A 24,431-nucleotide genomic window follows, 5' to 3' on the forward strand; every position below is an offset into this window, starting at 1 on the left:
GTTACCGCAGGAATGGATATGTACTCGGTCTGATCCAACATCCTGGTCGGCTCTTAGGCCGCCATCGGGGGCAAGCCCCCTCCCACATTTGGATCTTGGCGTGTCAGGTAGATATGCGCCAGCTATCCGACCGTCACGGGAGCCAGCTCCCTCGCGCCCCATCAAAAAGGTTTCAAATCCCCCTCAGGGCACTGGCGTCAGATCAATACGATACGGCTCGAAAATCTTCAGCATCTGCCCATTGTCCCGCAAGCCCTTGAGCAATGCGGAAAACGCCTCTGCCGTGATCGGTGCCTTGGGCCGCAGCAACGCGTAATGGTGATACACCTGGTCAATGCGCTCGGACACCAGAAATTGCCCGGCCATGTCCACATTGCGCACCAGAAAATCACTCAGGTACGAACGCGTCACCAAGGCAATATCGGCACGCCCACGCGCGACCATCAGCAGGTTGCTGTCATGGGAATAGGTCAAGGTGGCGTTGAAGTGCTGGGCCATGTTCCTGGGATCCGGGTTGAAACCCGCAAAGGCATAGTGATAGCCGCTGAAGACTGCCAGGCGCTTGCCGGCAAGGTCGGCAAAATAGCTTTCGTCGCGACCGGGCTGACGTTGGGCGACGAAGATTTCTGCGTCTTCCAGGCCCATGTCGACGCTGGTATGGGCAATATCCCGCCAGCCCCAGGACGGATTCTCGAAGATCGCCATGTCGACCCGGCCTTGCTCGAAATCACGGAAACGCCGGGGAATAGATGTGGGTACCAAGACAAACTGGTAGTCGGTTTGCGCAGCGTTCAGGGCCTCGATCAATTGCGGCAGCAAACCGGTATCGGCACCTTGTTCAGGACGTACGGTGTAAGGCGGAAAGTGCGCCGCGCCGATCCTCACCAATTGCGCAGCGCCCGCCTGCGTCCACGCGGCGCTGCCCAGTGCCCATAATGCAAGTCCTGCAGCCAGCCGCCATGGCGAAAACATCGAGGCACACACCGTTGAATATTCTGATGGCGCTAAGCTAGGCGTTTTTATCGGGGGAGACAACGTTCGCCCTCAAATTAATAACGTGCACCTCAATCCGCCTTTAACACCATCAGCAGGGCCTCTTCGGCCAATTCTTCAAGGGTCAGGCTGCCCTGGGTACGGAACCAGGTAGTGGTCCAGGACAACGCGCCCGTCAGGAAGCGCCGAGTAATAAACACGTCACCGCGGATATACCCGGCGGTCTTGGCCTCACCCAATACCTGCAACCAGATATCTTCATAAACATCGCGCAAGGCCAGCACCTGGGCCTGGCCCTCGGCCGACAGCGAACGCCATTCGTAGACCAGCACCGCCATGGCCTCGCCGCTGCCGCCCATGATCGACTGCAACTCGCAGCGAATCAGCGCCAGCACACGCTCGCGCACAGTGCTCGCCTCTTCCAGCGCGGCGCGCATCATTGCGGTGTTGTAGTGGATGGTTTCTTCCATCACCGCCCGCAGAATCTCGTCCTTGCTCTTGAAATGATGAAAGATGCTGCCCGACTGTATGCCCACGGCGCTGGCAAGGTCACGCACGGTAGTGCGCTCAAAACCCTTGTTGCGAAACAGGTGAGCCGCGGTTTGCAGCAATTTGCCCCGGGCGCTCTCGGGGTCGGTCAATCGGCCACCGGCGACCATGGCGCGCATCACCCCCAGGGCTTTGTGCTCATCCATGCTGCTCTCCTTCACTTGTGCTGACATCTTGGGCGGCAATTTAGGCCGTGGCCGCCACCCAAGCAAGCGCTTGGGTAAAACTTGCGCGCCCAGTTTACAAACCAAGCGCTTGCTTGGTAGTCTCGACGCCAGCCCCTGGAGGACGGATTTCTCATGAGCAAAACGGTTCGTATCGGCTGCGCCAGCGCCTTCTGGGGTGACACCTGCACGGCGGCCGCTCAATTGGTGCAAGGCGGCGCCCTGGATTACCTGGTGTTCGACTACCTGGCGGAAGTCACCATGTCGATTCTCGCCGGAGCACGCATGAAAGACCCCAAGGCCGGTTACGCCACGGACTTTGTCGAGGTCCTCACGCCCTTGCTGGCGGATCTCCAACGCCAGGGCATCCGCGTGATCAGCAATGCCGGCGGCATCAACCCCCAGGCCTGCGCCGCCGCCCTGCAAGCGGCCTGCGACCAGGCCGGCATTGCGCTGAAGATCGCGGTGCTGCTCGGCGATGACCTGCACCCCCAACTCAAACACCTGCCCAACGTCACCGACATGTTCAACGGCACCCCGCTGCCACCTTTGTGCGTGTCCGCCAATGCCTACCTCGGCGCGCCGGGGATTGCCCAGGCCCTGGAACTCGGCGCCGACATCGTCATCACCGGCCGGGTGGTCGACAGCGCGGTGGTCAGCGCGGCCCTGGTGCATGAGTTCAACTGGTCATGGCAGGACTACGATCATCTGGCCCAGGCCGCCCTGGCCGGGCATATCATCGAATGCGGTGCCCAGTGCACCGGCGGCAATTTCACCGATTGGCGCGACGTACCGGACTACGAGCACATCGGCTTCCCCATCGTCGAAGTCAGCGCCGACGGCCAGTTCACCGTCAACAAAGTCGAAGGCAGCGGCGGCCTGATCAGTGAACTCAGCGTGGCTGAACAGCTGCTGTATGAAATCGCTGATCCGCGCGCCTATCTGCTGCCGGATGTGATCTGCGATTTCAGCCAGGTCAAGTTGCAGCAGCAAGGCAAGCATTCAGTGCGCGTGCACGGCGCCAAGGGGCTGCCACCCACCGATCAGTACAAGGTCAGCGCCACCTATCCTGATGGTTTCCGCTGTACCGCCAGTTGCCTGCTTGCCGGGATCGACGCAGTGGCCAAGGCCGAGCGGGTCAGCCAGGCGATCATCAACAAGACCGAGCAACTGTTCAGCCAACGCGGTTGGGCGCCCTACACCGACGTGAACATTGAGCTGCTGGGCAGCGAAGCCACCTACGGCGCCCATGCCCGGCGTGAGGATTGCCGCGAAGTGGTGATGAAACTGGCCGTGAGGCACCCGAGCAAACAGGCCCTGGTGCTGTTCGCCCGCGAGATCGCACAAGCGGCCACCGGCATGGCGCCGGGGCTCACCGGCATCGTCGGCGGGCGGCCTACGGTCTACCCGTTGATTCGGCTGTTTTCGTTTCTGATCGACAAGGCGGCCTGTGCACTGAGCATCGATTATCAAGGCCAACGCCATGCCGTCGAACTGCCCGCCGCGCTCCCCCTACGCACGCCCGCTGCCCCCATCGAACCGCCCAAACCCCAAGGCCGCGCCGACGCCAGCGTGCCCCTGGTGAAACTTGCCGTGGCGCGCTCCGGTGACAAGGGCAACCACAGCAATATCGGCGTGATCGCCCGCCACCCCGACTACCTGCCATGGATCGCCGAAACGCTGACCCGGGAGGTGATCGTCGACTGGATGAGCCACGTGCTCGACCCCCGTCACGGCCGCGTCGAGCGCTGGTATCTACCCGGCAGCCACAGCCTGAATTTCCTGCTGGAAAATGCCCTGGGCGGCGGTGGTATCGCCAGCCTGCGCATCGACCCGCAAGGCAAAGCCTTTGCCCAGCAACTGCTGGAAATCCCCATCGCCGTGCCGCAACACATTGCCGACCAACACACCTAAAGGACCGTCGCCGTGGCCTTCGACTCGATCTTCAAAGCCGACCTGTTCCAGGGGCAAACCGTGATTGTCACCGGAGGCGGCAGTGGCATTGGCCGCTGCACCGCCCATGAGCTGGCGGCCTTGGGCGCTCGCGTGATCCTGGTGGGTCGCAAGCCGGAAAAACTGCAGAAGGTCGCAGCGGAAATTGTCGAAGATGGCGGCGTCGCCCATTGGCATGTCTGTGATATTCGTGATGAAGAGGCGGTGAAGGCGCTGGTCACGCAGATCCTGCACGACCATGGCCACATCCATGGCCTGGTCAATAACGCCGGCGGCCAATACCCCTCGCCCCTGGCCGCCATCAACCAAAAGGGCTTTGAAACCGTACTGCGCACCAACCTGGTGGGTGGTTTCCTGGTGGCGCGGGAAGTGTTCAACCAGTCGATGAGCAAGCACGGTGGATCAATCGTCAACATGCTCGCCGACATGTGGGGCGGTATGCCCGGCATGGGCCATTCCGGCGCAGCGCGCGCGGGCATGGATAATTTCACCAAGACCGCCGCGTTTGAATGGGGCTATGCCGGGGTGCGCGTCAACGCCGTGGCGCCCGGCTGGATTGCCTCCAGCGGCATGGACACCTATGAAGGCGCGTTCAAGGCCGTGATCCCCACCTTGCGCGAGCATGTGCCGCTCAAACGCATCGGCACCGAGTCGGAAGTCAGCGCGGCCATCGTTTTTCTACTCAGCCCGGCCGCGGCCTTTGTCAGCGGCAGCACGCTGCGCATCGACGGTGCCGCCAGCCTGGGCAGTCGGGCATGGCCGCTGCACAAGGCGCAGGCGCCGAGCCAACCCTTCAATGGGTTCCACCGCGCCTATCTGCCGGATGTGCTCAAGACGGAGCAATAACACGATGCCGACGATTGAAACCCTGGTCGATCCCCACAGCCCACAGTTCGCACAGAATCGCGCCGCCATGCTGGCCGCCATTGCCCAGTTGCATCAACTGGAACACAACCTGCTGGCCAAGGCTGAGGAGGCCAGGCCCAAGTTCGACAAGCGCGGCCAATTGCTGCCCCGCGAGCGCCTCAACCTGCTGCTCGACCCGGGCGCGCCGTTTCTGGAACTGGCCAGCCTGGCCGGCTACAAACTCCACGACGACAAGGACGGCAGCGCCGCCGGTGGCGGGCTGATCGCCGGCATCGGCTATGTCAGCGGCGTGCGTATGTTGGTGGTGGCCAACAACAGCGCGATCAAGGGCGGCACCATTTCCCCATCGGGCCTGAAGAAATCCCTGCGCCTGCAACAGATCGCCATGGAGAACAAACTGCCGGTGGTGACCCTCGCCGAAAGCGGCGGCGCCAACCTCAATTATGCCGCCGATATTTTCGTCGAAGGCGCGCGCAGCTTTGCCAACCAGGCGCGCATGTCGGCGATGGGCCTGCCGCAGATCACCGTGGTGCATGGCTCGGCCACGGCAGGCGGTGCCTATCAGCCGGGCTTGTCGGATTACGTGGTGGTGGTGCGCGGCAAGGCCAAGCTGTTCCTTGCCGGGCCACCACTGCTCAAGGCCGCCACCGGCGAAGTCGCCAGCGACGAAGATTTGGGCGGTGCGCAGATGCACGCGCAAACCGCCGGCACCGCTGAATACCTGGCGGAAAATGATGCCGATGGCGTGCGTATCGTGCGAGAAATTGTCGGCCTGCTGCCGTGGAATGACCGGCAGCCGCCAGCGGTAAAAAACACCTATGCCGAGCCGCTGTACCCCATCGACGAGTTACTGGGGCTGATCCCCGATGATCCGAAAAAGCCCTACGACGTGCGCGAAATCCTCGCGCGCCTGGCCGACGCCTCTCATTTCCTGGAGTTCAAAAGCGAGTTCGACGCCCATACCGTCTGCGGCCATCTGCATATCCAGGGCCGCGCCGTTGGTGTGATCGGCAACAACGGCCCCATCACGCCGAAAGGCGCGAGCAAGGCCGCGCAGTTTATCCAGCTGTGTGATCAGAGCCGTACGCCGCTGCTGTTCCTGCACAACACCACCGGCTTCATGGTTGGCACCGAGTCCGAACAGCAAGGGGTGATCAAGCACGGTGCAAAGATGATTCAGGCGGTGGCCAACGCCCGCGTGCCCAAGCTCACGGTGGTGGTCGGTGGCTCCTACGGTGCCGGTAACTATGCGATGTGCGGGCGCGGCCTTGACCCCCGCTTTATATTCGCCTGGCCCAACAGCCGCACAGCGGTCATGGGCGGCGCGCAAGCCGGCAAGGTGCTGCGCATCGTCACCGAGGCCAAGCAGTTGAAGGACGGCCTGGTGCCCGACCCAAAGGTGCTGGACATGCTCGAACAGGTCACCGCGCAGAAGCTCGACAGCCAGTCCACGGCGCTCTACGGCAGCGCCAATCTGTGGGATGACGGGTTGATCGATCCACGGGATACCCGCACCTTGCTTGGGTTCCTGCTGGATATCTGCCATGAGGCTGAACTAAGGCAACTGCAACCGAACAGCTTTGGTGTGGCGCGATTCTAATCAGGAGAACAATAAAAATGATCTTCACCCAGGAACACCAGGAACTGCGCCGCACCGTGCGCGCTTTCGTCGACCGCGAGATCAACCCCCATGTCGACGAGTGGGAAAAAGCCGGGCGCTTTCCCATCCATGAGATCTTCCGCAAGGCCGGCGACCTGGGCCTGCTGGGCATTTCCAAGCCGCAGCAGTTCGGCGGCATGGGCCTGGACTACAGCTACTCCATCGTCGCCGCCGAAGCGTTCGGCAGCATCCGCTGTGGCGGCATCCCCATGTCCATCGGCGTGCAGACCGACATGTGCACCCCGGCCCTGGCTCGCTTCGGCTCCGATGAATTGCGCGAAGAGTTCCTGCGCCCGGCCATCAGCGGTGAACAGGTCGGCTGCATCGGCGTGTCGGAAACCGGCGCCGGCTCCGACGTGGCCGGGCTCAAGACCCATGCGCGTAAAGACGGCGAAGACTATGTGATCAACGGCAGCAAGATGTGGATCACCAACTCGCCCAGCGCCGACTTTATCTGCCTGCTCGCCAACACCTCCGATGACAAGCCGCATATCAACAAGTCGCTGATCATGGTGCCGATGAACACGCCGGGCATCAGCGTCAGCCCGCCCCTGGAAAAGCTCGGCATGCACAGCTCCGAAACCGCCCAGGTGTTCTTCGACGACGTGCGTGTGCCGCAGCGCAACCGCATCGGCCATGAAGGCGCAGGCTTCATGATGCAGATGCTGCAGTTCCAGGAAGAACGCCTATTTGGCGCGGCCAATATGATCAAGGGCCTGGAGTACTGCATCGACAGCACCATCGAATACTGCAAAGAGCGCCAGACCTTCGGCAAGGCGCTGATCGACAACCAGGTGATCCACTTCCGCCTGGCCGAACTGGCCACCGAAATCGAGTGTCTGCGTGCGTTGGTCTACCAGGCTACCGAGCAGTACATCAAGGGCCAGGACGTGACTCGCCTGGCGTCCATGGCCAAGCTCAAGGCCGGACGCCTGGGCCGTGAGGTCAGCGACAGTTGCCTGCAATATTGGGGCGGCATGGGCTTCATGTGGGACAACCCGGTGGCCCGCGCCTACCGCGACGTGCGCCTGGTATCGATTGGCGGCGGTGCCGACGAAATCATGCTGGGCATCATCTGCAAACTGATGGGCACCCTGCCCGGTAAAAAACCATGAGTACCCTGCTGCTGGAAGCCCATAACGGCGTGCTGCATATCACCCTCAACCGGCCCGAATGCCGCAATGCAATGAGCCTGGCCATGGTCAAGGAACTGCGTGCAGTACTGGCGCAATTGGACAGACAGGTACGCGCCGTGGTGATCAGCGGTGCGGGGGGGCATTTCTGCGCGGGGGCCGATGTGAAGGACCTGGTCGGCGCGGGGGATCAGTTACACGCGTTGAACCGCGCGTTTGGCACCTTGCTGCAAGAGGTGCAAGCGCTGCCGCAGGTGGTGATCGTAGTGCTGCAGGGCGCGGTGCTGGGCGGTGGGTTTGGGTTGGCCTGTGTGAGCGATATTGCGATCGCCGAACACAAGGCGCAGTTCGGCTTGCCGGAGACCAGCCTGGGGTTGTTGCCGGCGCAGATAGCGCCGTTTGTGGTCAAGCGCATCGGCTTGACCCAGGCACGGCGGCTGGCGCTGACGGCGGCGCGGTTTGATGGGATCGAGGCTGGCCATTTGGGCGTGGTGCATTTTGTCGAGCACGATGCCCAGGCACTGGCGCAGCGGCTGGATGAAGTGTTGGGGCAGGTATTGCAGTGCGCGCCGGGGGCCAATGCGCGAACCAAATCCCTGTTGCTGGCAAGCGTGGATGAGCCGCTTGATGCAGTACTGGACCGCGGGGCGCAGTGGTTTGCCGAGGCGGTGGCGAGCGAGGAAGGGATTGAGGGGACGCAGGCGTTTGTGCAGAAGCGAAAGCCGGGTTGGTCTCGATGACGCCATCGCAGGCAAGCCAGCTCCCACAGGGAACACATTTCAAATGTGGGAGCTGGCTTACCTGCGAAGAGGCCCCAACACACGCCACATCCAGTAAGGGATAACCCAATGCCCGCCTTCACCAAAATCCTGATCGCCAACCGCGGCGAAATCGCCTGTCGTATCCAGCGCACTGCCCAAGCCCTGGGCTACCGCACCGTGGCTGTGTACAGCGACGCCGACGCCCATGCCCTGCACGTGCAGATGGCCGACGAAGCCGTGAATATCGGCCAGGCTCCCGTACAACAGTCATACCTGAACATCGCCGCCATCCTCGACGCCGCCCGACGCACCGGCGCCGACGCCATCCACCCAGGCTACGGCTTCCTTTCGGAAAACCCCGACTTCGCCCGCGCCTGCCAGAACGCCCATATCGTTTTCATCGGCCCCAGCAGCGAAGCCATCGAGCTGATGGGCAGCAAGCGCCTGTCGAAGATCGCCATGCTCGACGCCGGTGTGCCCTGTATCGCCGGTTACCAAGGCAGCGCCCAGGACGACGCCACGCTGCAACAGGAAGCCGAGCGCATCGGCTTCCCGCTGATGATCAAGGCCAGCGCCGGTGGCGGCGGGCGTGGCATGCGCCTGGTACACCAACCTGAACAGCTGCTGGAGCAACTGCGCACTGCGCGCTCCGAGGCAATGAACGCTTTTGGCAGCGACGAACTGATTCTTGAGCAGGCCCTGATCGACCCGCGCCACGTTGAGGTGCAAGTGTTCGGCGATCGCCATGGCAACCTGATCTACCTGGGCGAGCGCGACTGTTCGATCCAGCGCCGCCATCAGAAAGTCATCGAAGAAGCGCCCTGCCCCGTGATGACGCCCGAACTGCGCCAGGCCATGGGCGACGCGGCGCTCAAGGCCGGGCGGGCGGTGAGCTACGTCGGCGCCGGTACCGTGGAGTTTCTGCTCGATCGCAATGGTCGGTTTTATTTCCTGGAAATGAACACGCGCCTGCAAGTCGAACACCCGGTGACCGAGCTGATCACCGGCCTCGATCTGGTGGCCTGGCAACTGCACATCGCCGCCGGCCAGCCTCTGCCGCTGGCACAAGCCGATGTGGTGCTGAACGGCCACGCCATGGAAGTACGCCTGTACGCCGAAGACCCGGCCCAGGGCTTCCTGCCGCAAACCGGTGACGTGCTGCGCTGGGAGCCTGCCGCCTGCGTGCGCATCGACCATGGCCTACGCGAAGGCGAAACCATCAGCCCGTTCTACGACCCGATGCTGGGCAAGATCATCGCCCACGGCGCCACTCGCGAAGAAGCTCGCCGAAAGTTGCTGCGGGCAGTGGAAGACACCGTGCTACTGGGTGTCACCACCAATCAGCGGTTTTTGGTTGATTTGCTCAAGCAGCCGGATTTTATCGCCGGCGAGTTCAGCACCGCCTTTATCGCCGAACGCTTCGGCCAGCTACCGCCCCAGGCGCCATCGACTGAACAGCTCAGCCTGGCCGCAGCGCTGTTTTACCGGCACAGCGCCGACCAGCATCCCCAAGGCCTGGCGGGATGGCGCAACACCGCCAATGTGCCGTGCACCTACCGCCTGGAGGTCAATGGCCAAACCCACACCGTGAGTGCCGACGACCTGCAACTCACCATCGACGGTCGCTGGGCCACCTGGGTGCTCAACGGCATCCGGCGGCGTACCGCCTACTACATCGACGATACCCAACTGTGGCTGCCCGGCGTGAAGGTGACCAACCGCACCCAGCAGGTCGCCAGCCGCCAGGTGGATGCCAGCAGTGGCACGGTCAAGGCGCCGATGGATGGCGCCATTGTCGATATCCAGGTCAGCGTCGGCGACACAGTCACCAAAGGCCAACTGTTGCTGGTGCTCGAAGCGATGAAAATGGAGCACCCGCTGAAGGCCGGGATCGACGGCATCGTCAAGGCGGTGCAGGTCATGGCGGGCGATCAGGTGCGCAATCGTCAGGTTTTGCTACAGATCGAATAACGCCCTAGGCGGAACTACAGGGCCGGGCTACGCTCTATCCCCATCAGAAAGGGACGAGTACGGGAACCTGCACCATGCCTCATTGGCTGATTATTGACCTTGAAGCCACAACGGATGACGGCGGTTGGCCCGTGACGGAGATGGAAGTCATCGAGATCGGCGCCAGCCTGGTCAACCGCCAGGGCCGCGAACTGGATCACTTTCAGCGCTTTGTGCGGCCACTGCGACGGCCGTTGCTGACGCCCTTTTGCCGCAAGCTGACCCATATCACCCAAGCCAATATCGACGCAGCCACACCGATCACCGAGGTGTGGCCGCTGTTCGAGCGCTGGCTGGGCCAGCACCAGGCACGCCTGGAAGGCTGGGCCAGCTGGGGTGATTACGATCGCGTGCAACTTGAACTCGAATGGCAGCGCCATGGCCTGTCCAGCGCCCTGGGGCAAACGCCCCATGTGAACCTCAAGCAACGCTTTGCCAAGGCCCGGCGCCTGGACAAACCACTGGGGCTCAATGGTGCGCTGCAATTGGCGGGGATGCAGTTCAATGGCCAACAGCATCGCGCCCTGGAAGACGCGCGTAACACCGCACGCCTGTTACCGTTGATTTTGCCGGTCTAGGCAGCTCCCGTGGGCTTGGGCATACTGGCCGACCTTTCCAGACCCTTTTTCCGAGGATTCACCCATGTTCAAAGTCAACGAGTACTTCGACGGCACCGTCAAGTCGATCGCTTTCGGCACTGCAGAAGGTCCGGCGACCATCGGCGTGATGGCTCCGGGTGAATACGAATTCGGTACCGCCCAGCGTGAAATCATGCATGTGGTCTGCGGCGCACTGATCGTCAAACTGCCCGACGCCGAGTGGGAAACCTTCGCCGCCGGCAGCCAGTTCAACGTACCGGCCAACAGCAAGTTCCAGTTGAAGGTCGCCGTAGACACCGCTTACCTGTGTGAATACCGCGGCTAAGTATCACCGGTAAACAAAAATGCCCGTCTCCAGCGAGACGGGCATTTTTTATTCCAGGACCGTCACCGGCATCCCGACTTCCAAGTGGCCGATGCCATCGTTGACCAGGTTCTGGCCGAACATCGCGCCCTTCTCGGTCTTGCGATAGGTCTCCAGCGTCGCGAAGGGTTCGCGGTCGGGGCTGCGCTCGCCGGTGCGGGGATCAATGGTGGTGAGGATGCAACGCGAGCACGGCTTGACCACCCGGAACTCCACATCGCCGATGCGCAAGCGCTTCCAGCCATCCTCGGCAAAGGCTTGGGCGCCTTCGATCACCAGGTTGGGACGAAAACGCAGCATCTCCATCGGGCGGCCGATCTTCTCACACAAGTCATCCAGGGAGCCTTGGCCGATCAGCAACAGCGGGTAGCCGTCGGCAAAGCCGACCTTGTCGTCATCCTTGCCGTAGCCGGCTTCGGTGGTGCGCGCACGTTCCAGGGGAAGCTGCACCAGGCGCGTAGGCTTGCCGATAAACTCGCTGACCCAGGCGGCCGCCTCATCGCCAGCATCGGGTACGCGCAGGGCGTCGCGCCAGATGGTCACGCCGCGCAGTTCACTGGCACCCTCCGGCAACGCCACCTCCAACGATGAGTAGCCCGGCGAACTCAAGGTCAGGCCGCCCGCGTCGTTCCACAGCGCCGACAGTTGGCTCATCTTCGCCACCGCCCGCTGCGTCAGGAACCGCCCACTGGCTTCGTCCACCAGCATCCAACGTCGATCCCCTTGCAGGCCGAGTTTATCCAGGCCGATGTGCTGCAAGGCTTCGGCCTTGCCGGATTTGAGGGGGTAACGGTACAACGCGCTGAGACGAAGCATGGGCCTGCCTTCCTGGGAAACAAAGTGTCATCCTAAAGTCAGGCGGGCACTTCGTCCAACATCAGTCGCTCGCGCACCACATCCACCAGCTTGTCCGGCTGGAATTTGGAGAGGAAATTATCGCAGCCGACCTTTTTCACCATTGACTCATTGAAGCTGCCCGACAGCGAGGTGTGCAGCACCACATAGAGGCCGCGCAGGCGCGGGTCGTTGCGGATTTCGGTGGTGAGGCGGTAGCCGTCCATCTCGGGCATTTCGGCGTCGGTGAAGATCATCAGCAGCTTGTCGGTCATCACCTGGCCGCTGTCGGCCCAGGCTTTGAGCATGTTCAACGCCTTGAGACCGTCGCTGGCGATGTGCATCTTCACCCCCAACTGTCCCAGGGTATCGCGCAACTGCGACAGGGCCACGTTGGAGTCGTCCACCAGCAGCACTTCGCGACCACGGGCACGTTCGAGCACCGGGTCTTCGAGTTTTTCCCGCGAGACCTTGGCGTTATAGGGCACGATCTCGGCGAGGACTTTTTCCACGTCGATGATTTCCACCAACTGGTCATCGACCTTGCTGATGGCAGTAAGGTAGTGCTGGCGACCGGCGCTGGTCGGCGGCGGCAGGATGGCTTCCCAGTTCATGTTGACGATGCGGTCAACGCCGCCCACCAGAAACGCCTGCACCGAACGGTTGTATTCGGTGACGATGATGGTGCTGTTGGGCCCCGGCACCAAAGGGCGCATACCGATGGCCTGGGACAAGTCGATCACCGGCAAGGTCTGGCCCCGCAGGTTGACCACCCCGCACACGAATGGGTGGCGCTGGGGCATCAGGGTCAGCTTGGGTAACTGCAGCACTTCCTGCACTTTGAACACGTTGATCGCGAACAACTGCCGACCGAAGAGGCGGAACATGAGAATTTCCAGGCGATTCTCACCCACCAATTGCGTGCGTTGATCTACCGTGTCGAGAATGCCGGCCATTAAAAGCTCCTGGTGTACACGCCGCAGGCGCGTTGAGAGGGTGTGCAGTCGTATAGGTACATTATCGGCGGCAAGCGCCGGACCTTGACCCCAATAAAATGCCATGTAAATCCATTGATGTCACACTGACATCATGCTTTACTGCTTCGGCCCTTAATACTGCTTCAAGGCGCCGTGCGCGACAGTCGAACCGACGTGCAGTTCCACCATATAGGGGGTTCCCCTATACGCAATCAGGCCCAACCTGATATTCGCGATATCTAATAGCCATTAATGTGACGCCATTCTCATTGCATGAATGGAGTCAGGCTTTTGTTTGCCATCCCCAGCCCTTGGCCCACGGGCCTTTCAGGCACTCACGTATCGGCAACTGAAGTCGTGTCATCCCGCACCCCAGGGGCTACATACGACTTTCGTGAGCATTTCAATAAACGTCCTACTGAAACATCGGAAGCGACCTACAAGTCCAAGTCGTATTTCAGCGCTAGTTTTAAGCCATTCACCCGGTGCGACATCTCATCACCCGACCTTACGTTGCGGAGACTTGCATGATGAATAGCGCAAACGAATGGCAAACAGCACTTCTCGCGTTTCTGGGCGAGGCTCAACTGCTTCTGGGCAAATCCGAAGAGTGTTTGAGCCATCTGCATTTGATCCGCAACGACAGCGACGCCATCGACTGCATGAAAGCCAGCTTGGCCAAACTGGCTGAAAAAGCCGATGGCCTGGCGCTGCAGGCAATCAGCGAGTTCTCGGGGCATCTGCAAAATCTGATCGCCAATGCCCAAAGCCCTCTGCAGTTGCATGACGAGGCGCTGGACGCGCTGCATGACTGCCTGACCCTGCTGGCCTGGCAACTGGAACTGATCGACACCCGCACCGGTGAACTGAGCCTGGATGACAGCGAGCAAACTTCATTGATCGCAACGGTTGCCTTGCAGATCCCGCAAAAGGATTTGAGCCGTACACCGCCGCAGCATCTGCATCATGGGTCGTGAGCGTCGTGCAGGTCGTATTTAACTGCCGAGTTATCTAAAAACGACCGGCTTGGACGCAATGGGAAAATATTAATTAGCCATCAATGTAATAATTATACAAACCAACTTCGTTAATACAACTTTCCGCTTTCAACTCTGGGATTAACGGCCAGAGTATTTGTGTGGGCCATAAACCAATCAGGCGACCAACGGTAAGCGGGGTGGTACTATGCCCCGCTCGAAGTGATTTAACTTCAACATGCTTAAAGACGATTTGGCAGCGCACTCCAAACAGAGCCCGGTCAACCGGCCTCACCGCAGTGAACCCTCATTGGCTCCATCCGCTATGTACGCGAGTTTCAAGTCACTTATCGCCAGGTCCGTGTCCCGCAGCCATGTGCGCCGACTCACCCTTGCGCTGTGCCTGTGCTCATTGCTGGGCAGCCTGTGGGCCTATCTGCAGGACGCGCCGCTGCCGTTGCCGATCCTGCTGCTCAACTTCGCCACGCTGGTGGTGGTGGGGCTGCAACAGTGGAATTCGCGCAAAGCCATCAAGTTCGAGCCCCAGGAGCTGGCCGACCGCTTGCTGCAAGTGCAGGAGAACGAACGCCACCGGCTCAGCCGCGAACTGCATGACGATATCGGCCAACTGCTGACCGCCGCCAAACTGCAAAGCGAATGGTTGCAGCGCCGCCTGCCCCCGGACCTGAACACCCATTGCACGGTGCTGTGCAATACGCTCAATGAAACCCTGGCCAAGGTGCGCGACGTCTGCGCCATCCTCAACCCCCGCCAACTGACCAGCCTGGGCCTGGAAGCCAGCCTGCGCGCGCACCTGCTCAAGACCCTGGAAAACACCCAGGTGTGTTGGAGCCTGGAGTGTCAGCAACGGCTCACCGGCATCCCCGAAGAAGTGGCCGTGGCGGCCTTTCGCATCACCCAGGAAGCGGTGACCAACATGCTTCGCCATGCAAAGGCGCGCAACCTGCTGGTGCGCCTGCAACGCCTGCCTGAAGGCCTGTCGCTGATGATCTGCGATGACGGCCAGGGGTTCTCGCCTGCCCCCGACCCGGGCCGGGAAGGCCAACGGGGCATGGCCGGTATGTGCGAACGGACACACCAGCTGGGGGGCACCTTTTCCATCAGCAGCCAGCCTGGCAACGGCACCCGTATCAACGCACTTTTCCCCTGGGCGCCCCGCGCTCTCGAACGGGCCAGCGCCCCTAAGGTTCTCGAGTGACCTGCAATTTACTCCTGGTGGATGACCACGCACTGATTCGCGCCGGTGTGCGTGCGCTGATTCTGGATATTCCCGGCTACAGCGTCATCGGCGAAGCCAGCGATGGCGCACAACTGCTGGCGCAATACAGCGCCTTGCAGCCGGATATCGTGCTGCTCGATCTGTCGATGCGGCACACCGGTGGGCTGGATGCCTTGCAGCAACTCAAGCGCTTTTACCCCAACTGCAAGGTGCTGATTCTGTCGATGCACACCGAACCAGACCTGATCATGCGCGCGCTGGAGTCCGGAGCCCACGGCTACCTGCTCAAGGACACCACCGCCAACGAGCTGGAACATGCGCTGCTGGCCCTGCGTAACAACGAACGCTACCTGAGCCCCGCCATCGCCCACACGGTGATCAACCAGGCGCTGATCCGCAGCCAGAGCCCCAGCGCCCCCGTTGCCCACAGCCATAATCTGACGGCGCGGCAACTGGAGATTTTGCGTTTGATCGTACGTGGCAAGTCCACCCGGGAAATCGCCCAGGGCCTGGGTCTGAGCATCAAAACCGTAGAGGCCCATCGCTCGCAGATCATGAAGCGCTTGCAGATTTTCGACGTGGCGGGCCTGGTGTTATTCGCCGTGCGTGAGCAAATCATCAGCCTGGACGACTAACGGCGAACCCAGCGGCAGATGCACGCGAAGCGCCTTGGGCAACGCTTCGAAATGCAGGTCGTCGCCTTCCAGCGGCTCGCCATCGAGGTTGATGTACAAGCCTTGGGCGACCTTGATATTGACCCATGGCAGACGTGCGCGAACGAACATGGTGTCCAGCCCCCAGCCATTGTTCATCAATTCACGCAGGGTGCCGACCACTTCCTGGGGGGCTGGCAGGATGCTGACGTCGAGCAATCCATCATCGGCCAATGCGCCGGGGCACAGGACATGCCCGCCACCGGCCTGGCGACCGTTGCCGATACCCAGCGCGAGCAGCTCGCCTTTCCAGTGGAAATCCGGGCCTTCCAGCTCCCCGTAGGCGGCCTTCAATTCACTGAAGCGCGACAAACCGGTGAACAGGTAGGCGGCGCCGCCTAGGACTTTCTTCAGGTCTTCGGAGGTGTTGGCCGTGACCTGGCTACCGAAACCGCCGGTGGCCATGTTCAGGAAGATCTGCCCGCCCACCTGGCCGAGGTCGATGGCCTTGGGCTCGACGTCAAGCAACGCCAGGGCGCCGGCCGGTTCCAACGGCACGCCCGCGGCCTTGGCAAAGTCATTGGCGGTGCCCAGGGGCATCAACACCAGGCTGGCGTCGGCCTTGGCCAGCGCCATGGCCTCGGCCACATCGCGCAGCGTACCGTCGCCGCCGCCGGCGATGATATGGGTGTAGCCGTCAGCCAGGGCTTCATCGACCAGCCGCTGGGCATCACCACCCTCCCACGTCACCCGCACCGCCAACTCCCAACCCTGCTCACGTCGGGCCAGCACGGCGGCACGCACGTCCTCGTTCAGGGCTTGTTTGCCGTGAAGGATCAACAGGGCTTTGGGGGTAGTCATTTGAGGGTATCTCCTGGGTCAAGGTGCTTGAAGGATGTTGACCCTTGGAGAACGGGAAAAGTCTGTGGCTGGAGAAAAATTGACTGATGATCAACAGGTGGGAGGGGGCAACCTCCAATGTCCACTGTAGGAGCGAGCTTGCTCGCGAGAAACCCATAGGCGCCGTGTTTATGCAGGAAGCACGCGTCATGTTGAGGTTTTTCGCGAGCAAGCTCGCTCCTACATTGAACCTGACCAACCGAATCAGCTCTTGTGCAATTTGCTCATCAACTGCGCCTCGGCCTGGGTCAAGCCGCACGACTGGGTCAGTTCGTCCACCGTCGCCCCCATCCCCACCAGCTTGGCCGCCTGGGCAAAGGACAGGTTCGAAGGGTCGCGCTGTTCCAATTGCACCAGCTTATCCGGCAAAGGCCCGAGAATCGCGCGCAGTTCATGCACTTCATCGCCGACCCGCACCGCACTCTGCTGGTAATGATCCACGCGCTTGACCAGCTCCAGAATGCGCCGATCACGCACGGCATCGCGTTCGGCCTGTTGCAAGGCCAATTCCCGTTGCTGACGCATATAGCGCAGTACAAACGCCAAGGTCCCGGCCCACAACAGGGCCAGGACAATCACCGCTGCCTCAAGGAACAATCAGATGCTCTCCAGTTCCGACCACTCTTCTTCGCTCATCATCTTGTCCAGCTCAACCAGGATCAGCAGTTCGTTGTTCTTGTTGCACACGCCCTGGATGAACTTGGCCGATTCTTCGTTACCGACATTCGGTGCGGTTTCCACTTCCGATTGGCGCAGGTAAACCACTTCGGCCACGCTGTCGACCATGATCCCGACCACTTGCTTGTCGGCTTCGATGATCACAATACGGGTGTTGTCGCTGACTTCAACCGTGTCCAGGCCAAAACGCTGGCGGGTGTCGATGACTGTCACCACATTGCCACGCAGATTGATGATGCCCAGCACATAGCTCGGTGCACCCGGTACCGGAGCGATCTCGGTGTAGCGCAGCACTTCCTGCACGCGCATCACGTTGATGCCGTAGGTCTCGTTGTCGAGTTTGAAGGTAACCCATTGCAGGATCGGATCATCCAAACCTTGTGCGGACGCTGACTTGTTCATTCGTGTAACCCCTTCAAATGCCGCTATCGACGGCGTGTATGCTATTGCGCCGCGCAACCGCACGGCCCTTATTGTTCAATCAACTACGTTTGTTCTGTGGCATCGCCTTGACCGCACCGCTGGCAATCAACTCGGCCAGTTCAGCGACATCCAGCAATGCGCACATGTGCTCAATCACGGTGCCCGCCAGCCAGGGGCGCTGGCCGCGGTGGCTGCGCCATTTGATTTCATTGGGGTCCAGGCGCAACGAGCGGCTGACTTGATGCACCGCCAGCCCCCATTCGTAGCCCTGCACCGAAATCACGTATTGCAGGCCCTGGCGGAAATCGTCGCGGTAGCGGTCGGGCATCACCCAGCGCGCGGTGTCCAGCACCTTGAGGTTGCCGGCCTGGCTGGGCAGGATGCCGAGAAACCACTCCGGCTGACCAAACAGCGGTGTCAGCTCCTGGCCTTCCAAAGAATAGATCGAGCCCAGGCACACCAGCGGCACTGCCAGGGTCAAGCCGGCGACGTCGAACAGCAGGCACTCGAACGGCTCGGCCGCCCACGCCGGGCGGCCGTCACCGGTTACCGGCGGTGGCGTGATACTCGGCGGCAGGTGCACGTCCACCACCGGTTCGACCACCATCGGCGCCACCACCGCAGGGGTGATCGGCACCACGACTGGAGCCTCCACCACCTGCGCATCGCGCGCCTGCTCTTCCATGACGGCCTGCTGGAAATCGTCCAGCGTAGTGTCAGGCTCGACAGCAGGCTCAAGTACCAGAATCGGTTCCGGCAGCGCTTCGTCAGTCGCATCCTGCAGCAGCGCGTCCAGGTAGGATTCCAGCGCCAGCTGCGGCCGGGTCTTGTATTCGACAGGACGGTTCATCACGCCACCTGCGCCACAAGCTGCTGCGACAGCAGATGCTTGAGCAACGCACGGTAGGCCAGCACACCACGGCTCTTGCCATCGAACTGCGACGGCGTGAGCCCCGCACGGCTGGCATCACGCAGGCGCGTATCCACGGGGATGTAGCCGTTCCAGATGGTGTCCGGATAGGCATCGCGCAATACACGCAAAGTGCTGAGGGATGCCTGGGTACGGCGGTCGAACAACGTCGGCACGATGCTGAACGGCAGCGCCTGTTTGCGCGAACGGTTGATCATCGCCAGGGTGCTGACCATGCGTTCCAGGCCCTTGACCGCCAGGTGCTCGGTTTGTACCGGGATCACCAATTGTTGGCTGGCCGCCAGGGCGTTGACCATCAGCACGCCCAGCAACGGCGGGCTGTCGATGATCGCGTAGTCGAAATCCTGCCACAGCTGCGCCAGGGTCTTGGCGATCACCAGGCCCAGGCCGCTCTGCCCCGGCGACTGGCGCTCAAGGGTGGCCAGCGCGGTGCTCGACGGCAACAGCGAAATGCTCTCGTTGCTGGTGGGCAGCAGCAATTGCCCGGGCAAATCCGCCGGCACGCTGCCCTTGTGCAGGAACAGGTCATAGCAGCTGTGTTCCAGCGCATCCGGGTCGTAGCCGAAATAGCTGGTCATGGAACCGTGGGGGTCGAGGTCGACCACGACCACACGCTTGCCCGCTTCGGCCAGCAAGCCGGCTAAGGCGATGGAGGTGGTGGTCTTGCCCACTCCACCCTTTTGATTGGCAACTGCCCAGACTCTCATTCGGTTGGTTCCTCCCGGCGGGCACAGGCGCGACCGAGACATGGCATAAGGTTATTGAGCCGGTGACGGAGAATTGACGGCGCTTGCCCGAACCGGCGACTTTACAGGGGCCGGTGCAGTTTGTGTGCCAGCGCGCTTCAACGCCGCATCCGGTGTTGCATTGGCCGTGCCGGTGCCGGTCAGGCTGCGACGTACATCCAGGTTGCGCGACACCACCAGCACCACCCGGCGGTTGCGTGCCCGCCCTTCCACCGTGGCGTTATTGGCCACCGGCTGGAATTCACCATAGCCCACCGACGCCAGCCGCTGAGGGTTCACACCCTGCATGGCCAACATGCGCACGATGCTCGATGCACGGGCCGATGACAGTTCCCAGTTGGTCGGGTACTGCGCGGTGCTGATGGGAAAATTGTCGGTGAAGCCTTCCACATGGATCGGGTTTTCAAACGGTTTAAGGATCGCCGCCACCTTGTCGATGATGGTGAACGCCTGGTCACTGGGCAACGCATCGGCACTGGCAAACAACAGGCTGGAGTTGAGTTCGATCTCCACCCACAACTCGTTGCCGCGTACGGTCATCTGATTGGAACTGATCAGGTCACCAAAGGCGGCACTGATGTCATCGGCGATGCTTTTGAGCGGGTCACTGGTGCCGCCGACACCGGCAGCGATCTCATCGCTGTCGTTAACCAGCGGCTTGGCCGGGGTGACGGTCTTGGGCCGCTCGTCACCGATGGGAATCGGCTTGAGCGCACGCTCGGTATCGTTGAACACGCCCACCAGTGCCTGGGAAATGATCTTGTACTTGCCTTCGTTGACCGACGAAATCGAATACATCACCACGAAAAACGCAAACAACAAGGTGATGAAGTCCGCGTAGGACACCAGCCAGCGCTCGTGGTTGACATGTTCTTCAGGCTCGCGACGGCGACGGCTCACAGGCGGTTCCTCCCCATCAATCCATGAAGCCCTGGAGCTTCAATTCGATGGAGCGCGGGTTCTCGCCCTCGGCAATCGAGAGGATGCCTTCAAGCAGCATTTCGCGATAACGCGACTGGCGCATGGCAATTGACTTGAGCTTGCTGGCCACCGGCAACAGCACCAGGTTGGCACTGGCCACGCCGTAGATGGTCGCCACAAACGCCACGGCAATACCGCTGCCCAGTTGCGAAGGATCAGCCAGGTTGCCCATCACGTGGATCAGGCCCATCACCGCGCCGATGATGCCGATGGTCGGCGCGTAGCCACCCATGCTTTCAAAGACTTTGGCCGCATTGATGTCACGGCTTTCCTGGGTGTAGAAATCCACCTCCAGGATGCTGCGGATCGCTTCCGGCTCAGCGCCGTCCACCAGCAATTGCAGGCCCTTGCGTGCGTAGCTGTCGGGCTCGGCATCGGCCACGCCTTCCAGGCCCAGCAAACCTTCCTTGCGGGCAGTGAGGCTCCAGTTGACCACGCGGTCGATGCCGCCGGGCAGGTCGACCCGTGGCGGGAAAATGATCCACACCAGGATCTGCATGGCCCGCTTGAACGAGCTCAGCGGCGACTGCAACAGCGCCGCGCCCACGGTGCCACCAATCACGATCAGCGCCGCCGGGCCATTGGCCAGGGCGCCGAGGTGGCCGCCTTCGAGGTAGTTGCCGCCGATGATGGCGACAAATGCCATGGTGATCCCGATCAGGCTCAAGACATCCATCAGAGGCAGGCCTCCACCAGATGCTTGCCGATGTCGTCCAGGCTGTAGACCGCGTCAGCCAGGTCAGCCTTGACGATGGCCATGGGCATGCCATAGATCACACAGCTGGCTTCGTCCTGGGCCCAGATGGCGCTGCCACCTTGCTTGAGCAGGCGTGCGCCTTCACGGCCATCGGCGCCCATGCCGGTGAGCACCACCGCCAGAACTTTGTCACCGTAGGATTTGGCCGCCGAACCGAAGGTGATATCCACACACGGCTTGTAGTTCAAGCGCTCGTCGCCCGGCAGGATTTTGATCGCACCACGGCCGTCCACCATCATCTGCTTGCCACCCGGCGCCAGCAGCGCCAGGCCAGGACGCAGGATGTCGCCATCCTCGGCTTCCTTGACGGTGATCCGGCACAGCTTGTCCAGGCGCTCGGCGAACGCCTTGGTGAACGCCGCGGGCATGTGCTGCACCAGCACAATCGGCGCCGGGAAGTTGGCCGGCAGCTGGGTCAACACCCGCTGCAAGGCCACCGGGCCGCCGGTGGAGGTACCGATGGCAACCAGCTTGTAAGCCTTGCGCTTGGGCGCTGGCGAATGGGTGCTCGGTGCAGCGGCGGCACGTACCGGCGCCACCGCAGGCCGAGCCACCGGCGCAGGGGCCGGGCGTGCAAACGATGAGGTCGGTGCAGCCGCTACGGGCGCAGGCGCAGGTGCCGGCGCAGGTGCACTGAACAGGCTACGACGGTTACTGCGGGAAATGCTGTGCACCTTCTCGCACAGCATCTGCTTGACCTTGTCGGGGTTGCGCGAGATGTCTTCGAAATTCTTCGGCAGAAAGTCCACCGCGCCGGCATCCAGCGCGTCGAGGGTCACCCGTGCGCCTTCGTGAGTCAGCGACGAGAACATCAATACCGGGGTGGGGCAGCGCTGCATGATGTGACGCACGGCGGTAATGCCGTCCATCATTGGCATCTCGTAGTCCATGGTGATCACGTCCGGCTTCAACGCGATGGCCTGATCGATCGCCTCTTTACCGTTGGTGGCCGTGCCGACCACCTGGATCGTTGGATCGGCGGAAAGAATTTCCGAGACGCGGCGGCGGAAGAAACCCGAATCGTCCACCACCAGGACCTTGACTGCCATAAACACTCCGTTAGGTGGGGCGGGCATGACCGCCCTGCCCCACCAGAATCAAATACGCCGTGCGGCGTAACGCTTGAGCATGCTTGGAACATCGAGAATCAACGCGATCCGACCGTCACCGGTAATGGTCGCGCCCGACATGCCCGGGGTGCCCTGCAGCATCTTGCCCAAAGGCTTGATCACCACTTCTTCCTGGCCCACCAGTTGATCGACCACAAAGCCGATGCGCTGGGTGCCCACGGACAGAATCACCACATGGCCTTCACGCTGCTCTTCATGCTTGGCCGACGCCACCAGCCAACGCTTGAGGTAGAACAATGGCAATGCCTTGTCGCGCACGATCACCACTTCCTGGCCGTCCACCACGTTGGTGCGCGACAGGTCGAGGTGGAAAATTTCGTTGACGTTGACCAGCGGGAAAGCGAACGCCTGGTTGCCCAGCATCACCATCAGGGTCGGCATGATCGCCAGGGTCAACGGCACCTTGATGACGATCTTGGAGCCCTGGCCCTTGGTCGAGTAGATGTTGATCGAGCCGTTGAGCTGGCTGATCTTGGTTTTCACCACGTCCATGCCGACGCCACGGCCGGACACGTCGGAAATCTCGGTCTTGGTCGAGAAGCCCGGGGCGAAGATCAGGTTGTAGCACTCGGTGTCAGTCAGGCGGTCGGCGGCGTCCTTGTCCATCACGCCGCGCTTGACCGCGATATTGCGCAAGATGGTCGGGTCCATGCCTTTGCCGTCATCGGTGATCGACAGCAGGATGTGGTCGCCCTCTTGCTCCGCCGCCAAAATCACTTTGCCGTTACGCGACTTGCCGGCGGCTTCGCGTTCTTCCGGGGTTTCTACCCCGTGGTCGACAGCGTTGCGCACCAAGTGGACCAGCGGGTCGGCGAGGGCCTCGACCAGGTTTTTATCCAGGTCGGTTTCTTCGCCCACCAGTTCCAGGTTGATTTCTTTCTTGAGCTGGCGCGCCAGATCGCGGACCAGGCGCGGGAAGCGGCCAAAGACTTTCTTGATCGGCTGCATCCGCGTTTTCATCACGGCGGTTTGCAAGTCGGCGGTGACCACATCGAGGTTCGACACGGCCTTTTGCATGGCTTCGTCGCCGCTGTTCAGGCCCAGGCGCACCAGACGGTTACGCACCAGCACCAGTTCGCCGACCATGTTCATGATGTCGTCCAGGCGTGCGGTATCGACGCGCACGGTGGTTTCGGCTTCACTGGCGGGCTTTTCCGCCGCGGCCGGTGCCGCTGCACGGGCAGGTGCCGGCGCGGGTGCCGGTTTGGCGACTGGCGCAGGCGCTTTGGCAGCCGCCGGTGCGGCAGTGGCGACCGCTGCGGCGGCAGCCGGGGCCACTTCGGTGAACTTGCCTTTACCGTGCAGCTCGTCCAGCAGCGCTTCGAACTCGTGATCGGAGATCAGCCCGTCGTCGGCAGGCCCAGCCTTGGTGGTCGGGGCGGCAGCCGTGGCCGCGACTTCCGGCAGGGCTTCGGCCACAAAGGTGCCTTTGCCATGCAGTTGGTCGAGCAGTGCTTCGAACTCATCGTCGGTAATGTCGGTGCTGGCATTGGCATCCGGCACTTGCGGCGGCGCCACAGGGGCCACGGCATCGGCCGCGAACTGGCCCTTGCCATGCAACTGGTCGAGCAAGGATTCGAATTCTGCGTCGGTAATGTCTTCGCTGGTCGGCGTGGCGACAGGCGCCGCCGGGCCTTCGGCTTCGGCCTTGACCGCATTGAGCGAGTCGAGCAGCTGTTCGAACTCGCTGTCGGTCACGTCCGGCTCGGCTTCTACCACCGGCTCAGGCGCCGCTTGCGCAACCGGCGCAGCGGCAGCCGGTTCAGCCAGGCGCGCCAGGGCGGCCAGCAGTTCCGGGGTAGCCGCCGTGATCGGCGCACGTTCACGCACCTGGCTGAACATGCCGTTGACCGCATCCAGTGCTTCGAGAATCACGTCCATCAATTCCGAATCAACGTGACGCTCACCCTTGCGCAGGATGTCGAACACGTTCTCGGCGATGTGGCAGCACTCCACCAGTTCATGGAGCTGGAGGAAGCCGGCGCCCCCTTTTACAGTGTGAAAACCGCGAAAAATTGCATTGAGCAGGTTCGCATCATCCGGTCGGCTTTCCAGCTCGACCAGTTGCTCGGACAGTTGCTCTAGAATTTCGCCGGCCTCTACAAGGAAATCCTGAAGGATTTCTTCATCGGCGCCGAAGCTCATGGGTGT

Annotated in this window: 24 protein-coding genes; 11 read left to right on the forward strand and 13 right to left on the reverse strand. The window is 61.8% G+C overall.

Features of this window, described 5'->3' with window-relative positions; genetic code table 11:
* Positions 1-183: 183 nt before the first annotated feature.
* Positions 184-972 carry a transporter substrate-binding domain-containing protein gene (locus tag E4O97_RS05830; protein ID WP_078821952.1) on the reverse strand — a complete coding sequence of 263 codons (789 nt, stop codon included), beginning with the start codon at positions 970-972 and terminating at the stop codon, positions 184-186.
* A 92-nt stretch (positions 973-1,064) separates the two neighbouring features.
* The gene (locus tag E4O97_RS05835) at positions 1,065-1,688 is read right to left on the reverse strand and encodes a TetR/AcrR family transcriptional regulator (RefSeq protein WP_005789994.1); all 624 of its coding nucleotides are present in this window, start codon (positions 1,686-1,688) and stop codon (positions 1,065-1,067) included.
* A gap of 153 nt (positions 1,689-1,841) precedes the next feature.
* Between E4O97_RS05835 and E4O97_RS05840 the strand changes: the two genes are divergently transcribed.
* The 8 genes from E4O97_RS05840 to E4O97_RS05875 all read left to right on the forward strand — a co-directional run bounded on the left by E4O97_RS05840 (position 1,842) and on the right by E4O97_RS05875 (position 11,014).
* Positions 1,842-3,620 carry an acyclic terpene utilization AtuA family protein gene (locus E4O97_RS05840; protein ID WP_216091898.1) on the forward strand — a complete coding sequence of 593 codons (1,779 nt, stop codon included), beginning with the start codon at positions 1,842-1,844 and terminating at the stop codon, positions 3,618-3,620.
* 12 nt (positions 3,621-3,632) lie between these two features.
* On the forward strand, positions 3,633-4,505 hold the full coding sequence (locus E4O97_RS05845; protein ID WP_248160961.1) for an SDR family oxidoreductase: 873 nt from the start codon (positions 3,633-3,635) through the stop codon (positions 4,503-4,505).
* Between the two features lie 4 nt (positions 4,506-4,509).
* Complete coding sequence (locus E4O97_RS05850) at positions 4,510-6,126, forward strand: acyl-CoA carboxylase subunit beta (protein ID WP_032880088.1); 1,617 nt, start codon at positions 4,510-4,512, stop codon at positions 6,124-6,126.
* Positions 6,127-6,143: 17 nt separating this feature from the next.
* On the forward strand, positions 6,144-7,301 hold the full coding sequence (gene atuD / locus E4O97_RS05855) for a citronellyl-CoA dehydrogenase (protein ID WP_032880087.1): 1,158 nt from the start codon (positions 6,144-6,146) through the stop codon (positions 7,299-7,301).
* Positions 7,298-8,059 carry an enoyl-CoA hydratase-related protein gene (locus E4O97_RS05860; protein WP_248160962.1) on the forward strand — a complete coding sequence of 254 codons (762 nt, stop codon included), beginning with the start codon at positions 7,298-7,300 and terminating at the stop codon, positions 8,057-8,059. The genes atuD and E4O97_RS05860 overlap by 4 nt, the downstream gene beginning before the upstream one ends.
* Positions 8,060-8,167: 108 nt before the next feature.
* Positions 8,168-10,051, forward strand: a complete 1,884-nt coding sequence (locus E4O97_RS05865) for an acetyl/propionyl/methylcrotonyl-CoA carboxylase subunit alpha (protein ID WP_248160963.1) — start codon at positions 8,168-8,170, stop codon at positions 10,049-10,051.
* Between the two features lie 74 nt (positions 10,052-10,125).
* On the forward strand, positions 10,126-10,668 hold the full coding sequence (locus E4O97_RS05870) for an exonuclease domain-containing protein (RefSeq protein ID WP_005790007.1): 543 nt from the start codon (positions 10,126-10,128) through the stop codon (positions 10,666-10,668).
* Positions 10,669-10,732: 64 nt separating this feature from the next.
* Positions 10,733-11,014, forward strand: a complete 282-nt coding sequence (locus E4O97_RS05875) for a pyrimidine/purine nucleoside phosphorylase (protein WP_032880083.1) — start codon at positions 10,733-10,735, stop codon at positions 11,012-11,014.
* A gap of 48 nt (positions 11,015-11,062) precedes the next feature.
* Here the strand turns inward: E4O97_RS05875 and E4O97_RS05880 are convergent, their stop codons facing one another.
* Both E4O97_RS05880 and E4O97_RS05885 read right to left on the reverse strand, forming a co-directional pair.
* Complete coding sequence (locus tag E4O97_RS05880; protein WP_248160964.1) at positions 11,063-11,869, reverse strand: MOSC domain-containing protein; 807 nt, start codon at positions 11,867-11,869, stop codon at positions 11,063-11,065.
* Between the two features lie 38 nt (positions 11,870-11,907).
* Entirely contained in the window at positions 11,908-12,843 is a 936-nt protein-coding gene (locus E4O97_RS05885; protein WP_005790014.1) for a chemotaxis protein CheV, read from the reverse strand.
* A gap of 548 nt (positions 12,844-13,391) precedes the next feature.
* On the opposite strand from E4O97_RS05885, the gene E4O97_RS05890 reads away from it, so the two are divergent.
* The 3 genes from E4O97_RS05890 to E4O97_RS05900 all read left to right on the forward strand — a co-directional run bounded on the left by E4O97_RS05890 (position 13,392) and on the right by E4O97_RS05900 (position 15,716).
* The gene (locus E4O97_RS05890; RefSeq protein WP_103733692.1) at positions 13,392-13,841 is read left to right on the forward strand and encodes a hypothetical protein; all 450 of its coding nucleotides are present in this window, start codon (positions 13,392-13,394) and stop codon (positions 13,839-13,841) included.
* Positions 13,842-14,166: 325 nt separating this feature from the next.
* Positions 14,167-15,060, forward strand: coding sequence for a sensor histidine kinase (locus tag E4O97_RS05895; RefSeq protein ID WP_032880081.1), 894 nt, complete (start codon positions 14,167-14,169; stop codon positions 15,058-15,060).
* Positions 15,057-15,716: a response regulator transcription factor gene (locus tag E4O97_RS05900; RefSeq protein WP_078821959.1), complete on the forward strand. Its 660-nt coding sequence runs from the start codon at positions 15,057-15,059 to the stop codon at positions 15,714-15,716. The genes E4O97_RS05895 and E4O97_RS05900 overlap by 4 nt, the downstream gene beginning before the upstream one ends.
* Here E4O97_RS05900 and yegS read toward each other — a convergent pair.
* The 9 genes from yegS to E4O97_RS05945 all read right to left on the reverse strand — a co-directional run bounded on the left by yegS (position 15,675) and on the right by E4O97_RS05945 (position 24,425).
* Positions 15,675-16,595, reverse strand: a complete 921-nt coding sequence (gene yegS / locus E4O97_RS05905) for a lipid kinase YegS (RefSeq protein WP_032880078.1) — start codon at positions 16,593-16,595, stop codon at positions 15,675-15,677. The two genes, E4O97_RS05900 and yegS, sit on opposite strands and share 42 nt — an antisense overlap.
* Positions 16,596-16,838: 243 nt before the next feature.
* On the reverse strand, positions 16,839-17,231 hold the full coding sequence (locus E4O97_RS05910) for a DUF2802 domain-containing protein (RefSeq protein WP_005790023.1): 393 nt from the start codon (positions 17,229-17,231) through the stop codon (positions 16,839-16,841).
* Complete coding sequence (locus E4O97_RS05915) at positions 17,232-17,714, reverse strand: chemotaxis protein CheW (RefSeq protein ID WP_005790025.1); 483 nt, start codon at positions 17,712-17,714, stop codon at positions 17,232-17,234.
* A gap of 79 nt (positions 17,715-17,793) precedes the next feature.
* A complete protein-coding gene (locus tag E4O97_RS05920) occupies positions 17,794-18,585 on the reverse strand; it encodes a CheW domain-containing protein (protein WP_032880075.1) in 792 nt (263 codons plus the stop codon).
* Positions 18,585-19,373: a ParA family protein gene (locus E4O97_RS05925; RefSeq protein WP_005790028.1), complete on the reverse strand. Its 789-nt coding sequence runs from the start codon at positions 19,371-19,373 to the stop codon at positions 18,585-18,587. The genes E4O97_RS05920 and E4O97_RS05925 overlap by 1 nt, the downstream gene beginning before the upstream one ends.
* 51 nt (positions 19,374-19,424) lie before the next feature.
* Positions 19,425-20,312: a flagellar motor protein MotD gene (motD, locus tag E4O97_RS05930; protein WP_032880074.1), complete on the reverse strand. Its 888-nt coding sequence runs from the start codon at positions 20,310-20,312 to the stop codon at positions 19,425-19,427.
* A 16-nt stretch (positions 20,313-20,328) separates the two neighbouring features.
* Entirely contained in the window at positions 20,329-21,069 is a 741-nt protein-coding gene (locus tag E4O97_RS05935; RefSeq protein WP_005790033.1) for a flagellar motor protein, read from the reverse strand.
* Positions 21,069-22,199 carry a chemotaxis response regulator protein-glutamate methylesterase gene (locus E4O97_RS05940; protein WP_216091904.1) on the reverse strand — a complete coding sequence of 377 codons (1,131 nt, stop codon included), beginning with the start codon at positions 22,197-22,199 and terminating at the stop codon, positions 21,069-21,071. Before E4O97_RS05940 ends, E4O97_RS05935 begins: the two co-directional genes overlap by 1 nt.
* Positions 22,200-22,247: 48 nt before the next feature.
* Complete coding sequence (locus E4O97_RS05945) at positions 22,248-24,425, reverse strand: chemotaxis protein CheA (RefSeq protein ID WP_216091905.1); 2,178 nt, start codon at positions 24,423-24,425, stop codon at positions 22,248-22,250.
* Between the last annotated feature and the right edge of the window lie 6 nt (positions 24,426-24,431).

This window comes from Pseudomonas sp. W15Feb34 (assembly GCF_023127765.1).
GTDB classification, from domain to species: Bacteria; Pseudomonadota; Gammaproteobacteria; order Pseudomonadales; family Pseudomonadaceae; genus Aquipseudomonas; species Aquipseudomonas synxantha_A.